Below are 14,516 nucleotides of genomic sequence, written 5' to 3' on the forward strand. Positions count from 1 at the left end.
GAATGCTATGGGCGCCCAGCGAGGAGGCTTGGTTCTTCTGTCTGGGTTCCGGCCAAAGCTGCTTTGATAAAGCGCAACTGATTGGCAGAAAGCTCAGTAGAGCACTTTTTTTTTGCCTTGGACGATCCGTGCCCGGCGGTTCTCTTTTCAACGAGAGCTCTCATGGAACCTCCTGTGCTGATCAGTAATTGAACAGATTTCACGATCCTAGTCTCTCTCTACGGCCATCACAAGTCGGCCTTTAGCATCGAATTCGAAACCGAGCTGTTTATAGATGGGGAGTGCTCCCCGGGTTGGTTCCTGAATTTCGATAAATCTACTGCCAATGATCCGGGCGTAATGCTCGACAGCGATCAGGGCCAGCGGGGCAATACGGTTTTTCAGAGGATGGGTTTTGCCAGGTTTCCCCTCCAGCCGAACAATTTTGACTCGAAGCCGGCTCTGGTTTGGATTGGCGAAGCAAAGCCCACACAACTCAAGATCCGACCAGATGGAAAGGTCGAAAGACATGGGTTCCTTGGTTTTCCAATTGACGACCTCGTCCCATGAAAAGTGTGAATCCTCCCCCCAAAAGCTGTACGCCATCAGTGCTTTAACATCAATTGCTTCGAAACGTATACAGGACAAATCAGTTTCTGTGCCGTCAATCAGCCCCTGAGCGTGCAATTGAGTGGTGATGGTGTTAGCGAGCTTTCTAGCTTTTGATCTGTACAGTTGATACCGAAGATGAGTCCGTTCTCTTGGCATGTGATTTCTTGAGTTCCATATCCCCCGATATTGGGTGTTTCTATTGATCTCAAGAGTAGGCAGGGCCGGATTGCCTGTCTTTACTGGCCCTTTGACCAAGTCATTGCAATCTGTGTCGAGCGCTGGTTATAGTCAGCGCTCGCTGCGTTTCCAACCCGGCGATTTCTCCCTCAAAAAAGATCAGCCCATGCCTGCATCCCTCATCAACGCGGTAGTCGATTCAGCGGTCAACGCTGGCGTCGTGCCGTGCGGGAATGTGCAGCCTGCGCAGATCAGTCACTACCCCCCTCCTGTCAGTCGCACGCCGGTGTGCGCGGTGGTTTCACCGCCAGGTGTTGGCTTCTCGGGCTGATCAGCGGCTTCTGCTGTTCCCTGCGCCCGCCTGAACACAACGACTGAATTTCAGCTTCGGCTGAGTTGGCTTCTTGCCTGATGACAGGTGGTTTTCATGTTGCTCATTTCAAAAAAAACCGCGCTCGCGGCGGCGTCCACGAGCCTGTTCGTTCTGCTCTGGAGTAGCGGGGCGATTTTCTCCAAATGGGGGCTGGCTCACGCCTCACCCTTTGCCTTTCTGTTGATCCGCTTTGCCATTGCCCTCTGCGGGCTGGTGTTGTTGATCCCGCTGCTCAAGCTCAAACTGCCCCGGCGCGGCACGCCGATGCTGTATGCCGCGGCCACCGGCCTGATATTGCTGGGTGCCTATCAGATCTTCTATCTGCTGGCGCTGGACCTGAAGGTCACACCTGGGGTAATGGCCACGATCATGGGGGTTCAACCGATCCTCACCGTGGTGCTGATTGAACGTCAGCGTTCCTGGAGCCGGATGTTCGGCCTGATGCTGGGGCTGACGGGGTTGATCATGGTGGTTTATCAGGGTATCGGCCTGGCCGGCATGTCGCTGGTCGGGATGCTCTTTGGTTTGCTGGCGCTGGTCAGCATGACCGCAGGCTCGATCATGCAGAAACGCATCACCGAAAATCCCCTCGGCACACTGCCGGTGCAGTATCTGGCCGGACTGTTGCTGTGCGGGATTTTCGTGCCGTTCCAGCCGTTCCACTTTGAACACAGCGCCGGGTTTTTGGTGCCGGTGTTGTGGATGGGCCTGGTGGTGTCACTGCTGGCGACCTTGCTGCTGTATCGCCTGATCGCCCGAGGCAATCTGGTGAATGTCACCAGTTTGTTCTACCTGGTGCCAGCCGTGACGGCGGTGATGGACTACCTGATTTTCGGAAACACACTGGCGATGTTGAGCATGCTGGGGATGCTGTTGATCATTGTCGGGTTGGTGTTTGTGTTCCGTAAAAGCCGCTGACGCGGACGCGGCCTTCGTGATTGACGAAGGCCGCGTTTTTCATGGCTGGCATTGCAGGCGCACGCGCTCGTAGTTCAGGGCCTTGTTGCGCTCGGGCAATGTGTAGGGCGCCTGGCAGTGTTTGCCATCCCATTTGATGGTGAGAGTGGCAGAGTCCTCTTCCACCAGCGCCAGGGCTTTGCCGCTCGGGTCAGAGATTGCCAGTTGTTTACCGGCTGTGTCTTCTAACGAGGCGCCAAAGGGAATGGCCTTGTTCTGTGCATCTAAAAGCTCGAACTGCACCCGTCGGCCTGTCTTGCCAATATATCGCGCCAACACCACGGCGCCTCGCCTCGGTACGACTTGCTGGGTTGCATTATCAATCTCGATGTCCGCACCCAGATCCCGGGTGTCCAGGCTGATCCAGTTCACCCGATAGGGTTGCGCATTGGGAATGACTGCGTAGCCGTTACGTCCAGTTTCAACGCCACTGTAGCTGCTGATTTTTGCCCCCGGGATTCCCGGAACCTCGGCCAGTGCGAAGGTTTCACTGACGGTCTGCCCCAGGTTAACTCCCCCCGCGTGGGCCACTACGGAGCCGGCAACGTTGAGGTTTTGCGAGTCATAACCACGTCCCTGGCTGTACCCCAGGCTGATGTCTGCCACCGACGTACGACTGTTGATATTGGCTGACGCCGAATTGCCGCTGGTGCTGCTGTTGCCACCTTGAACCGAATAGAACGTATCGCTGGTATCGGACAAGTAACCATTGATACCTGCTTGAGTGTCGCTGCTGCTTTTCTGGGTGCTGGTGGTGACGAACGCCCGTGGTGCACGAGGTTGACTGCCCAGCGGGAAAGAGATCGATAGGTTGAGTTGGGTGTCGCTGCTTGCTGGTCCCCAGGTCCCCAGGTCTTTGGTCCGTGTCACACCAAGGTTGTAGCTGACATCGCCCCAGTTGTTGCTATAGCCGGCCGAAAAGCTCTGAGAGCCGCCGCGGTTCCAGTAACGTTGGTCACTGGCATTGACGTAGAGGCTGCCAAACTCCCGGTTGCGTCCCATGCTCTGGTTGATGGTCAGATCGGTGCGGGTTTTCGAATTGCCGGTGCGTTTGCGCGCTCCCTCACTCAGGTCTTCCACGTGGTCGGTCAGGGTTCTGTAGCCCTCGGTCGAGTAACGATAAGCGGCCAGGGTGAAGTTGGTGTCGGTGCCGGTAAAGGTTTTCGCATATAACGCACGCACACTATTACCCTGGGTTGTTTTCCCAAGTGCATTGCTGGATGAGTGGGTAACGTCGAAAGAGACGGCGCCCAGCGAGGTGTTCTTGCCGGCCCCCAGCGACAAGGCCTTGTAGTTGTCGCTAGCTTGTACGCCGACGATACCGGTCAGGTTGCTGCTGATGCCATAGGCCAGGGTGCTGCTGATAAACTGTGGCGTCGCCATGCCATCGGTGTTGCTGCTGTATTGACCGGCAGAGACGCTGTATTTCACCTGACCTTCACGCACCATGATCGGCAGGCTGGAGAACGCCTGCTGGGTTACCCGACGGCGCCCGTCGGCCTCGATGATGGTGATCTGCAAGTCACCGTTGGAACCGCTGGGATAGATATCGCTGATTTCGAATGGACCTGGCGGCACGCTGGTGGTGTACAGAATGTAGTCGTTCTGACGAATCTCCACGGTGGCGTTGGTTTGTGCCACCCCCCGAATGATTGGTGCATAACCGCGTTCGCTATCGGCGCGCATGCCCTCATCGGAAGCCAGTTTCAGGCCGCGATAGCGCACGCTGTCGAACAAATCAGTATCGGAGAAAATGTCACCGGCACTGAATTGCCCCTTGAGCGCAGTTACGTCATGTTGCAGATAGCTGCGGTTGCTCTTGAACGTGTTTGGGCGGCCGGTGCCGCTGCTCAAGTTGGACTCGTTGCGCAGGCGCCAGGCGCCCAGGTTAATGCCATTGCGCAGACCCAGGTTATTGGCGACACGCGTATCGAAGTCACCGGCGCTGCGGCTGCTGTTGAACTGATAGTTGATAAAGGCTGCCGGCACGCCATCGTCCCACAGCGCAGGATCGACATAGCCGCGCATGCCACGTTGCATCGCCACTTGCGGCACGCTGGCAGCCAGTCGCAGACGGTTTGAGTCATAACGCAGGGTGGCCTGATCGATCAGTGATGGCAGGTCATAGCAACTTTGCGGGTTGTCCGGGTCGAGCTTGCCCAGGGCTTGCAGCCTGGCGATGTCGACACCCAGTTGTTTGAGCAGGTCAAAGGTCAGGCACGGCTCGACGCGACCCGTTTGCGGATTGCGATTGAAATCGATATCGCGCCGGCCCACCAATACTTCATTGCTGTAAAGGTCGACCCGGTAGTTGCCCGGCAGTACGCTGTTGGCTGACAGCAGCAACTGCAGGTCCACCGGCGATGGTGAACCTTGCAGGAACGTGGTGTTGAACGCTTCCATCTGCTGCTGTTCGGCAGCGTCTGCCGGTGCTTGTGTTGCCAGTGCCAAAGAAGGCAGACCTGCAAAAACAGCCAGCGATAATGCATTTAACTTCAGCGAACTAAAAGTTGTTGTATGACGTAACGTCCCCGCACATTTTTTTGCGCAATGATTGGGCCTGTTGCCAGAAAAAAAAGACATGCAAAGAACCTATATCATCCGCGAGTAACTACAGGGCGGGGCGAGGAAAAGCATACTCAAGGTATGCCGGGGAGTTTAAATAGGCAGTTATGGCGTAGACGATGCCTCTGTGCTGTTGGCATTGTTTGAACTGCCATTCGCAATCTTTGTCGCGTATTGGTTTTGTGCGCCATAGTCATTAATGCTGGAGAACGTCAGGCGTGCTGTGCTGTCTGTTGAGAACTTTGTAATGGCAAACTCTTTCTCTTCTCCGGGCGCAATCATTGTCGAGTCGGCTGCTAGTTCAACTTGTTGTGAACCTTGAAGTTTTATGTCTGCCATGGAAACGTGATACAGGCTCGGGTTTTTTACTCTTAAAACGGTTTTCCCAGAGCGCTGAGCGAGTTGCCATTGAAGTTCGGAGGGGGCCAGCAGGGCATCTCCCGGCAGGCCGGCAGGGCGGAAGAATATTTTGATGCGCTGGCGCACAGCCAACTGCAAGGTATTGTCGGCGACGGCGGTCTGCGGTATTTCCTGGACATTGAGCCAGACTACCGACTCTTTGTCCGTCGGCATGCCGGCACCTTCATACAGAACGCGCAGCAGTTGCTGCTCCTTGGCGAATATCCGGGCCAGGGGAGGTGAGACAGCAAAAGGCGCGGCACCTGGCTTCGAGTCGCCACCGTCGACCCAGGATTGAATCAATACATCTTGATTGCCATTACGTACGGTGACATTGGCTTCCTTGTGTTGGCCATCAAAGACAATACGGGTGGCACTCAGTGAAATACTGCCCATGGCCTGGGTAGCCATGAGCAAGCCCAGTAGACCCAGGCAAGCGGGAATTGAACGAAGCAACATAGTGTTTACCGTTTGTTTCTGTGTGAATGGCGAGGCTGGGAAGCCTCGCGCATATTCGGTCTGGCTCTACTGCTTATTCGTATTGCAAGATGAACGGCAGTGTTGCGTCACCGCGACCGGCCGTGGAGGTGCCAGCCGCGCCGGTGGTGACGTAGGCGGCAGAGAAGTTCAGCGTAGTGTCGCCACCGGCGGTGCCCGTACCGTGCATGTCACTCTGGATCTTTGCGGTGGTTTTGGAACTCAGGTCGATCAATGCGCCATTGCTATCGAGCAGGGCGATGCCGACGTTGGCGGCAGTGCCGGTGCCTTTGGTCAGCGCCAGGACTTTCTTGCCGGTGACCAGGCCTGAGCCACCGCTGTTCGCGTCAAAGATCATGGCCACTTTGGTGCCCAGGTTGCAGTTGACGTTCAGGTTGAAATCTTTCGCAGTCACACGACCCGACGCCGGGCTTTCGGCAGTACCCATGTCCTTGATGGACACAGCACCCATATCCACGGAGATCACGCGATCGGCGTTGGCACCGTCAACGGAGCAGGCATCGTTGTTGATGACACCGGTGAAAGTGATCTTGCCACTACCACCTGTAACAGGGACCTTTACTGGAGGGGTTACTACTTCATCGGCAAATGCGCTGCCAGAGGCCGCGATAACGGTCATGGCGATAAGGGCCAGGGAAAACTTTTTCATGGTGATGTCCATTAGTATTGATTGGGAAAGGGCTACATCGAAATGCCAGTACACGATAGAGAACGAGGCTTTTCGAGGACATCAGACGATTCTTATAAATACTAATGGGGGGGGCAGGTTGTTGGCGTAAAAGATCGTGGCGGGAAAGGCTTTAGTGTCTGGAAAGCCATTATCGGCTAATGGCTTTGCGACCTGTTTTATAAGGTTATTAGTTGAAGATGCTGCGTTCCAGGCAGTAGGCCAACAAGTCCTGGTCGCTGTCGACTTCAAGTTTTCTCATGGCTGAAATTTTTTGTGCGCTGATGGTTTTTGAGCTTCTGTTCTGGCTGCGAGCTATATCACTCACACTCTTGCCCGAGATAAACAGACGCAGTATCTCGAACTCCTTGGGCGACAATGTCGTGAATCGATCATCAATGGAGGTGGAGGATTCCACGACGGAAGTTTTCGCCGGCTCCAGGCTGCGATAGGTAGTTTGCTGGGCAATCGCCTTGAGCGCGAGCTCGATTTCAGTGTGCAACTGGTTCTTCTGAATCACCCCGACCACCCCCAGTTCGTGAAGGCGAGTGAGAATCAGATGGTTGGAGATCATGGTCAGTATCAGGATCTGCACGTGCGGAAAATGCCGCTTCAGGTACTCGACCAACTTGAGTCCGTCACCGTAGGGCGAGTCCGCCGGCATGTTGTAGTCGGTGATGACAATGTCCACGGGTTGTTGCTCAAGTAGTTCGATCAGGCCCTGTGAGCAGACGGCCTCACCGACAACGCAAAAACGCGCGTCACGCTCGATCAGTTCGCGTACTCCAAGAAGCACAATCGGGTGATCGTCCGCGATGATGACTTTGAGTTTTTCCATAAAGACCGCCCGTAATGCCGGTGTAGGTGATTGAGTTGTTTTCATACGATTGCACGCAATGGGCCGCTGTTATTACTCCAGAGCGTCCAGAACATTCGAAAGCCTGCCCAGTATCTGCTTCACCCTCAGTGCAAGGGAAGTGTCGAGGATTGCCCCCGCGAGCGAACACTCCAGATCAACACATTCCTGAGCCAGAGCGATGGCTTGCACGGCACCCAGAGCGCCGGCGATGCTGTGTAGCCTTTCACCGAGGATTCTGCAGTCGCTTTGTTCGAGTGCAGCGTTGATCCGTTGCATGTCTTGCTGCAGGGTGCTGATGAACAATGGTCGCATTTTGGGGGAAAGCTGAACGGTATCGGTGGCCGGTGTCCGGGGGAGGGCGGTGATGGTTTCAGACTCGACGCGAGTCGGCACCGCTTGCAGGGCCGGCTTGCAGAGTTTGACCAGGTGGGCTCGCAGGGTTTGCAGGCTCAGGGGTTTGACGATCCAGGCATTCATCCCGACGGCGATGCAACGCATGCCTTCCTCACGCATGGCGTTGGCGGTCACACCAATGATTGGCAATAGGGGATCATGCTCTCGAAGTGTCTGAGCCAACTCATAACCGTTCATGAGTGGCATGTTGACGTCGGTCAGCACCACGTCGAAGACTTCAGGTCGCCACAGGTGCATGGCTTGTTCGCCGTTGGCGGCGACGACGACGGAGCAACCGAGCGCCTCGAGTTGTTCCTTGATGATCGCCTGGTTGATCGGGTTGTCCTCTGCCACCAGAATGTGCAGATGGAGGTTGCCGGCTCTTTGCGGTTCAGCTTGCCGGGGCTGTTCGCGTTTGCCTTGCTGTGCCAGCGAGACCGCCAGAGCAATGGCTCGTACGTCATGCATATCGACTTCCCAGCCATTATTGGTGTACTCGGGCGGGTTACGTCCACCTGACGTACAACGAACACGCGGGCCATCCCAGGGCTGCTCCGGATCAGAGGGCAAAATGTCCACCAGCACCGCTTGTGGGTGTTTCTGTTCCAGCGGCGACGTTGCCAGCGTGGCATGAATCCCCAGGCGATTAAGCCAGTCGCACAGCGTCTGTGCCAACTCGCGGACCGGAGCCTGGACATACACCGGTAATGGGACGGGCTCGATGGTCGGGCAATCCGGGAGTTCACCGGCCAGCACCGGCAAGCTCATGAGCAGGGCGAAGCTGCTGCCCAGCCCCGGTTCGCTGACCACTTTCATCTGGCCGCCCATCATTTCGCTCAACCACCCGCAAATCGGCAGCCCCAAACCCGCGCCCCCTTCGCAGGACGCATCCCGGACCTGATAAAACAGTTCGAACAGCTTGGCCTGTTGTGGCTCGGAGATACCAATACCGGAGTCGGTGACTTGCCACTCCAGGCTGACCTGATCGTCACTGTGCTCCAGTACTCGGGCCCGCAGTACCACACGGCCGGTGTCAGTGAACTTGATCGCGTTACTCAACAGATTGTTGAGGATCTGGCGGATCCGCATCGGGTCCCCCAGCAGCCGGTTCGGCAGTGCAGGATCGATGCACGCATAGAGTTGCAGACCCTTGCTCTGGGCGAAGGCGGCATACGTGTGTAACGTGTCTTCGAGCATGTCCAGCGGGCAGAACTCGATGGATTCAATTGCCATTTGCCCGGATTCTATTTTCGAGACGTCCAGCACATCACTGATCAGTTGGAACAGGGTGGCTGACGAGCGCTGGATGGTTTGCAGGTATTCTTGCTGACGGGAGTCGAGGCGAGTCATTCCGAGCAGTTCGAGGGTGCCCAGTACCCCGTACAGCGGCGTACGGATTTCATGACTCATGGTGGCCAGGAACAACGTCTTGGCTTCATTGGCGGCATCGGCAGCGCGTCTGGCTTCTTCCAGCGCGGCCGCATCCTCGATATGCCGGGTGACGTCATTGAAGGCATAAAGCCGTACATCCTGACCCTGATAGCGGGTCGAAACGAAACCGACTTGCAGGTGGCGGCCTTCAACTTCCAGGTAGGTCTCACCGACGTCGGTGCTGTTATGGCGCGGGTCAAGAACCGTCATCAGTTTGGCGGTTCCCTGCCATTGCTGGGCGCGCTGGTTTTCCACCAGGACCTTGTCATCCGAACGGCGCACCACGCACAGCCCCGTTGGCGCGGTATCGATCACTACCCGGCTGAATGCCTCGCTTTCCGCGATGCTTTCATGGGCGCGGCGGGCGGGGAGAATGACTTGCTTCTTGTACCAGCGGCTGGCGAGCCAACCCATGATGATGACGCTCGTCAGCAGTATTGCCAGGCTGGTCAGCGGCCATAGCGCATAGCGGAAAAAGCTCTTGAAGCTGATCGCATAGATGGCGACCCATTGGGGGCCTTCGCTATTGGTGATTTTGAACACCAGGCCGTCAGGCTTGAAGTTCACTCCCTCATTCAAGGGCGACTGCGGTCTGAGCGAACCGGTCAGTACCTCGCCCGATGGTGCGACCAAGGTGAAGTGGTCATAGATCGACCATTCCATGGTGCGTTCGACATCGTTTACCTGGGACATGTCCAGCAACGTTGCGACGACCACTCGGGGATCGGCGCCATTGATGTGCAACATTTCAGGATTGAGCTGGATATTGATGTAGGCCAGTAAGCGGGCGGGTGTCGAGCCGTTGATGGTTTCACCGTAATGCTCCCAGTAGACCTCGCCATCAGCCAAGGGCTGACTGCTTTGGTTCAAACGCCCCTGAACCGTTTTTATCACCTCGCTGAAGGTGTCGTCGAAGTTTGCCGTATTGCCATGCAGGTGTCCGGCGGCCGGAACGGCAATGTCGAAATTATCCTGATGATTGAACAGGAAGACCTGCGGCGACTGGTAGTGTGAGGCCGACCAGAAACCACCGTAGAAGTTGGTCAGATGTACGCCCAACGCGAAGACTTTTGGATGCTCGGTGGCGGCGATTTTCTGTTGATTGAGTTTGATGCTGAAGGGCATCGAGAACGGAAACTCTTGCCCTTTATAAACGCCCTCTTGCAATGGCATTTTTTGCAGGTGCACCTCGACGTTTTCGTCATTGAGCAGTTCGTCCTGATGACTGAGTTGCGACAAAGTCTTTAAGAAGGACTCCTGCTCCTGAATGTTCTCCATCAAACGCGAAAAGTGAAAGCGCACATCGTGGTACTGCTCTTTGACCACCCGCTGATACAACCAATAGCTGGTTCCGACGAACAATAACGCCACCCCGAGCAACACCATCAACCCTTTGTTCAGTCGCAATGAACTACGGGTGAGTTTCTCCAGGAGGGCGTTGTCGTGTTTCATTAAGGATATCCGCAGGATAGTGAAGAGTCGGTGCAGGATGGATAATACCTCTGATGTTTGATGAGCGTCGGTCAGGCCGGAAAATTAATAAAATGTCGCCGGACCATCATTGCTCAGCAACTGCTGGAACTGGTCCGATGAGACTGCATGGGAAATCAGAAACCCCTGAACTTGCGTGCAGTCGATTTTTCGCAGCAGCGCAAGCTCCTGTGGCGTTTCCACACCTTCGGCCACCACTGTCAGGCCCAGCTTGCGACCCAGCGCGACAATGCTGGTCAAGGCCGAGGTCATTCCTTCGTTTTCGTGGCAGCCCTGGACTAGCGCCCGGTCGATCTTGAGTTCGGTAAAGGGGGTCGAAACCAGGTTCATGTAAGAGCTGTAGCCCTTGCCGAAATCGTCTTGCGATAGGCCGAAACCCTTGATGCGCAGACGGCAGGCACCCGCGTAGAAGTTGCTGATGTCCTGCGGAATGGAGCACTCCATCAATTCGAAACAGATCTTGCCTGGTATGCCCTGGTGGTGCAGGACAAATTCCAGCAGACGGTCCGCCAGGTCATGGCTGTTGAGCAGGTGCGTCGGCAAGTTGATCGACACGGGAATGTCATAGCCCTGCTGGCGCCATCGCGCCTGGGCATAAATGGCCTGCTTCAACACCAGCCATAACAAACGTTCCTCTAGTCCGAACGCCTTGAGCGCCGGCAGGAACGAGCCAGGAAGCATGACGCCTTGCTCCGGGTGCATCCAGCGCACCAAGGCTTCGGCGGCGACGATGCGGCCGTTGGCCAGAGACTTCTTGGGCTGAAACCAGGCCTGAAACTGTCCATCACTCATCGCCCGGATAATCGAATTCCGGTCAAACTCCAGGGGCGCAGGAATGACCTGTGAAGCACTGCGGTTCTTGCCGTCGAGTTGTTCCGTCAGGCTGCGCAGCGAGGCTGAGGAGACGGGCTTGGAAATCAGTCCGATCACTTCCACGCCCAGGTTTTTAGCCACTAGACTGGCGGCCATCAACATGCGCCTGGACGCAGCACTCATGATCGCCAGGGTTGGCTTGTGGCGTAGACCGGCCAGGCTCTGGATAAACTGAACGCCGTCCATACCCGGCATCAACAGGTCCGTCAGCACCAGGTCGAAATCGCACTGCTGCAAGCGTTCCAGCGCCTCTTTACCATCACGTGCGGCTTCGAGATTGAACTCACCCAGTTCACTGAACAAATGCTGCAGATACATGTGCTGGAAAGGGTGGTCCTCAACGATCAAAATGTTACAGGGCTTCATGGGAGGTCCCTTCATAAGGCGCCAGGTAATTGAATAGGGCCCGCAACGCAAAGGGTTTGACCAGGCAATGGGTCATTCCGGCTGCAAGACACAGTTCTGCTTCTCCGCGCATGGCATTGGCCGTTGCTCCGATGATCGGGAGCGAGCAGCCCTGACGGCGCAGTTCTTTGGCTAACTCATAGCCGTTGACGTTGGGCATGTTCACATCGGTCAGGACCACGTCGAAGTCCCCGGCTTTCCAGAGCAGCAGTGCTTCGTGCCCATCGCAAGCCATCTCCACGGTGCAGCCAAGTTCCTCAAGCTGATCCCTGAGAATCAACTGATTGATGATGTTGTCTTCGGCCACCAGGATGTGCAGGTTGAGCTTCTTCAGCTCGCGCTTTTGTGCATATTCATCGATTCTGGCGACCCAGATTCCCTGTGCCTGGCTAACCGCCTGGTGAATGGCGCTCAAATGGTTAAGGTTGACGTGCCAGCTACCCGCTTCGATTTGCGGTTCACTGCAACCGTTACCACTGACAATAATCAACGGACCTGACCAGTCGGGTACCAGCGGTTGCTCGACGGTGCCTGGATGCAGTTCGAGCAACAGGTGGCCGCTGGCGGCGTCCGCCTGGGACGGGCGGCCGATCTGTGCCCGGGCACCCCAACGGCGCAACCAGCCGCTGATTGACTCCGCCAGCTCGCGAATCGGCGAGACTACGTAAATAGTCTCTGGCAACAGGCTGCTCATGGTGCTCGCCTCGACAGCGGCTGAGGCTTCTTCGAGCGGTAGGGTCAGGGTGAAACTGCTGCCCAGTCCGAGTTCGCTGACCATGCGAATATGGCCATTCATCAGTTGAGTCAGACGTTGGCAAATGGGCAACCCGAGTCCGGTGCCGGCAACAACATTGGTATTGCCTTCGGTTTGATAGAACGGCTCGAAAATGAAGCTCTGGTCTTCCTGAGCAATACCGTTGCCTGTGTCAGACACTTGCCACAACAGACTCGAACGTTCGCCATCGCGGTTCAGCAACTTGACGCGCAATACCACCCGACCGCAGTCCGTGAACTTCACCGCGTTACTGAGCAAGTTATTGAGGATTTGCCGGATCCGGGTAACGTCGCCGATCAGCCGTTCGGGCAGTTGCGGATCGAAGCAGGCGTAAAGCTGCAGTCCTTTGCCCATGGCGGCTGCGGCGTAACCCTGAATGACTTCGTGAACCAGATCCAAAGGGGAGAACTCGCTCAATTCCAGTGCAAGTTGCCCGGCTTCGATTTTTGAGACATCGAGCACATCACAAATCAATTGGAGCAGGGTCGCGGAGGAACCTTCTATGGCGTGCAAATAGTCCTTTTGCTGCGCATCGAGTTGGGTCCGGGCCAATAATTCCAGGGTGCCCAGCACGCCATAGAGCGGCGTACGAATTTCATGGCTCATGGTGGCCAGGAACAGGGTTTTTGCCTCGTTGGCCGCATCTGCCGACTGCCGGGCTTCCTCCAGCGCCGCTTCCACCTGTTTGCGTGCGCTGATATCGCTGAAGGCGCAAAACAGCACGTCCTCACCTTTGTAACGGGTTGGCGCGCTACTGAGGTACAGGTGCCGACCTTCGATGGTTTCAAAGTAATCGGAGCGGTTGGGCTGTTCGGTGTCGAATGCCTGCCTGATCCAGCCGGCGCACAACACCTCGCGTTCCAGACCGTTACCCAGCCATTGCTGGGCCAGGGTATTTTCCAGTACCACTTGAGCGTCGGTACGGCGCAGTACGCATAGGGCCACGGGAGCTGTCTGGATTACATCACGGCTGAATGCCTCGCTCTCGATCAGCGCCTGAATGCGGTTCATCGCAGGCGTAATGAAGCGGCATTCGACACGCCGCATCAGCAACAGGATCAGTGTCACGCTGAGCAGGCAGAACACCAGCGAGCCCAACAGTTGCAGCCACAATCCGGACATCACCGCCAGCAGGTCGATCGAATACACCAGTTGCCAGTCCGAAGACTTCAGTTGTTTGCGGATCACCAGATGGTCCGGCACCAGCCCCCTGCCGACAAACCCGAAAAAGTTTTGACCTTGAGGTTCGAGCAGCATCTGGCTCAATTGCGCGGTGTGGCTGTTGGTGAACACCAGCATGCCCTGGGAGTTGAGCATCATGAACTCACCCGCGCTCTGATCGTTCAGGGTCGTGGAGATTTCCCGGCTGTCCATCTCCAGGCCCAACCAGCCGGAGTCTGAATCACGGTCATCCAGACGAATGAAAATATACAGATGCGAGCGTTGCTCGGACTGATCCGTCAGCCACAGTTCGTCGATGGTCGATGTGTCACTGTCCTTTAGCACTTCCAACTGACTCAGCATGCTGGACGAAAAGTCGGGCACCACCGATGTTGAGTCATAAAGACGTGTTACTTGCGCGTTCGGGCCGGTGTTCACGTAAAGCAGATTGACCTGCTTGCCTTTCATGTAGTCGCGCATGCGCTGGGTCAGCCAGATACTCCACAGATTGCCGGGGGTATTACCCAATTGCAGATGGACTTCTTCGGTGGAGGGTAGGTAAACAAGCGGTTTGGCCTGTTTGGATTTGCGCACTGCCGACAGACTGAGGCTTTCGAGCAAGGCCTCGCGATTGGTGAAGAAAGTGTACGCCTCGGCAATCGCACTGCTCATGTAGCCGCGACGCTGGGAAATGTCATTGTTGAAGGTGAATAGCAGAAAGTTGTAAACACCGCTCAGAATGCCGATCAATAAAACGAGGGCAAAAAGACGAAGCAGTTTTCTGGCTGCTTCGGGGCTGGATAACACCGGGCTGATCTGGAGCAGGTAACTTTTTAGTTTCATCCCCGGACTCTAAAGGGCGATCTGTCGAAGGGGCATCAGGCGATTCTTAAACGCCTGG

At 56.1% G+C, this 14,516-nt stretch carries 10 protein-coding genes; 2 read left to right on the forward strand and 8 right to left on the reverse strand.

Features of this window, described 5'->3' with window-relative positions:
* Positions 1 to 207: 207 nt before the first annotated feature.
* Positions 208 to 747, reverse strand: coding sequence for a hypothetical protein (locus tag KRR23_RS18650; RefSeq protein ID WP_216743691.1), 540 nt, complete (start codon positions 745 to 747; stop codon positions 208 to 210).
* 187 nt (positions 748 to 934) lie between these two features.
* Here KRR23_RS18650 and KRR23_RS18655 point away from each other — a divergent pair, with 187 nt between their 5' ends.
* The gene (locus KRR23_RS18655) at positions 935 to 1,099 is read left to right on the forward strand and encodes a hypothetical protein (protein WP_167360482.1); all 165 of its coding nucleotides are present in this window, start codon (positions 935 to 937) and stop codon (positions 1,097 to 1,099) included.
* Between the two features lie 96 nt (positions 1,100 to 1,195).
* On the forward strand, positions 1,196 to 2,059 hold the full coding sequence (locus KRR23_RS18660) for a DMT family transporter (RefSeq protein WP_216743692.1): 864 nt from the start codon (positions 1,196 to 1,198) through the stop codon (positions 2,057 to 2,059).
* 39 nt (positions 2,060 to 2,098) lie between these two features.
* Here KRR23_RS18660 and KRR23_RS18665 read toward each other — a convergent pair whose 3' ends face one another.
* The 7 genes from KRR23_RS18665 to KRR23_RS18695 all read right to left on the reverse strand — a co-directional run bounded on the left by KRR23_RS18665 (position 2,099) and on the right by KRR23_RS18695 (position 14,458).
* Entirely contained in the window at positions 2,099 to 4,549 is a 2,451-nt protein-coding gene (locus KRR23_RS18665; protein ID WP_367880659.1) for a fimbria/pilus outer membrane usher protein, read from the reverse strand.
* Positions 4,550 to 4,768: 219 nt separating this feature from the next.
* A complete protein-coding gene (locus KRR23_RS18670) occupies positions 4,769 to 5,521 on the reverse strand; it encodes a molecular chaperone (protein WP_216743694.1) in 753 nt (250 codons plus the stop codon).
* Between the two features lie 73 nt (positions 5,522 to 5,594).
* Positions 5,595 to 6,209 (reverse strand): fimbrial protein, encoded by a 615-nt coding sequence (locus tag KRR23_RS18675; protein ID WP_216743695.1) that lies wholly within the window; start codon positions 6,207 to 6,209, stop codon positions 5,595 to 5,597.
* Positions 6,210 to 6,417: 208 nt separating this feature from the next.
* Positions 6,418 to 7,065 (reverse strand): response regulator, encoded by a 648-nt coding sequence (locus tag KRR23_RS18680; protein ID WP_216743696.1) that lies wholly within the window; start codon positions 7,063 to 7,065, stop codon positions 6,418 to 6,420.
* 72 nt (positions 7,066 to 7,137) lie between these two features.
* Positions 7,138 to 10,362, reverse strand: a complete 3,225-nt coding sequence (locus tag KRR23_RS18685; protein ID WP_216743697.1) for a hybrid sensor histidine kinase/response regulator — start codon at positions 10,360 to 10,362, stop codon at positions 7,138 to 7,140.
* 84 nt (positions 10,363 to 10,446) lie between these two features.
* On the reverse strand, positions 10,447 to 11,640 hold the full coding sequence (locus KRR23_RS18690; protein ID WP_216743698.1) for an EAL domain-containing protein: 1,194 nt from the start codon (positions 11,638 to 11,640) through the stop codon (positions 10,447 to 10,449).
* Entirely contained in the window at positions 11,627 to 14,458 is a 2,832-nt protein-coding gene (locus KRR23_RS18695; RefSeq protein ID WP_216743699.1) for an ATP-binding protein, read from the reverse strand. The genes KRR23_RS18690 and KRR23_RS18695 overlap by 14 nt, the downstream gene beginning before the upstream one ends.
* Positions 14,459 to 14,516: the final 58 nt, after the last annotated feature.

Origin of the sequence: Pseudomonas sp. CVAP#3 (assembly GCF_018986375.1) — a bacterium.
GTDB lineage: Bacteria > Pseudomonadota > Gammaproteobacteria > Pseudomonadales > Pseudomonadaceae > Aquipseudomonas > Aquipseudomonas helvetica.

Coding starts and splice junctions, on each gene's coding strand:
- KRR23_RS18680 (WP_216743696.1), bottom strand. CDS start 7,065: ATGGAAAAACTCAAAGTCATCATCGCGGACGATCACCCGATTGTGCTT.
- KRR23_RS18675 (WP_216743695.1), bottom strand. CDS start 6,209: ATGAAAAAGTTTTCCCTGGCCCTTATCGCCATGACCGTTATCGCGGCC.
- KRR23_RS18685 (WP_216743697.1), bottom strand. CDS start 10,362: ATGAAACACGACAACGCCCTCCTGGAGAAACTCACCCGTAGTTCATTG.
- KRR23_RS18690 (WP_216743698.1), bottom strand. CDS start 11,640: ATGAAGCCCTGTAACATTTTGATCGTTGAGGACCACCCTTTCCAGCAC.
- KRR23_RS18695 (WP_216743699.1), bottom strand. CDS start 14,458: ATGAAACTAAAAAGTTACCTGCTCCAGATCAGCCCGGTGTTATCCAGC.
- KRR23_RS18650 (WP_216743691.1), bottom strand. CDS start 747: ATGCCAAGAGAACGGACTCATCTTCGGTATCAACTGTACAGATCAAAA.
- KRR23_RS18660 (WP_216743692.1), top strand. CDS start 1,196: ATGTTGCTCATTTCAAAAAAAACCGCGCTCGCGGCGGCGTCCACGAGC.
- KRR23_RS18670 (WP_216743694.1), bottom strand. CDS start 5,521: ATGTTGCTTCGTTCAATTCCCGCTTGCCTGGGTCTACTGGGCTTGCTC.
- KRR23_RS18655 (WP_167360482.1), top strand. CDS start 935: ATGCCTGCATCCCTCATCAACGCGGTAGTCGATTCAGCGGTCAACGCT.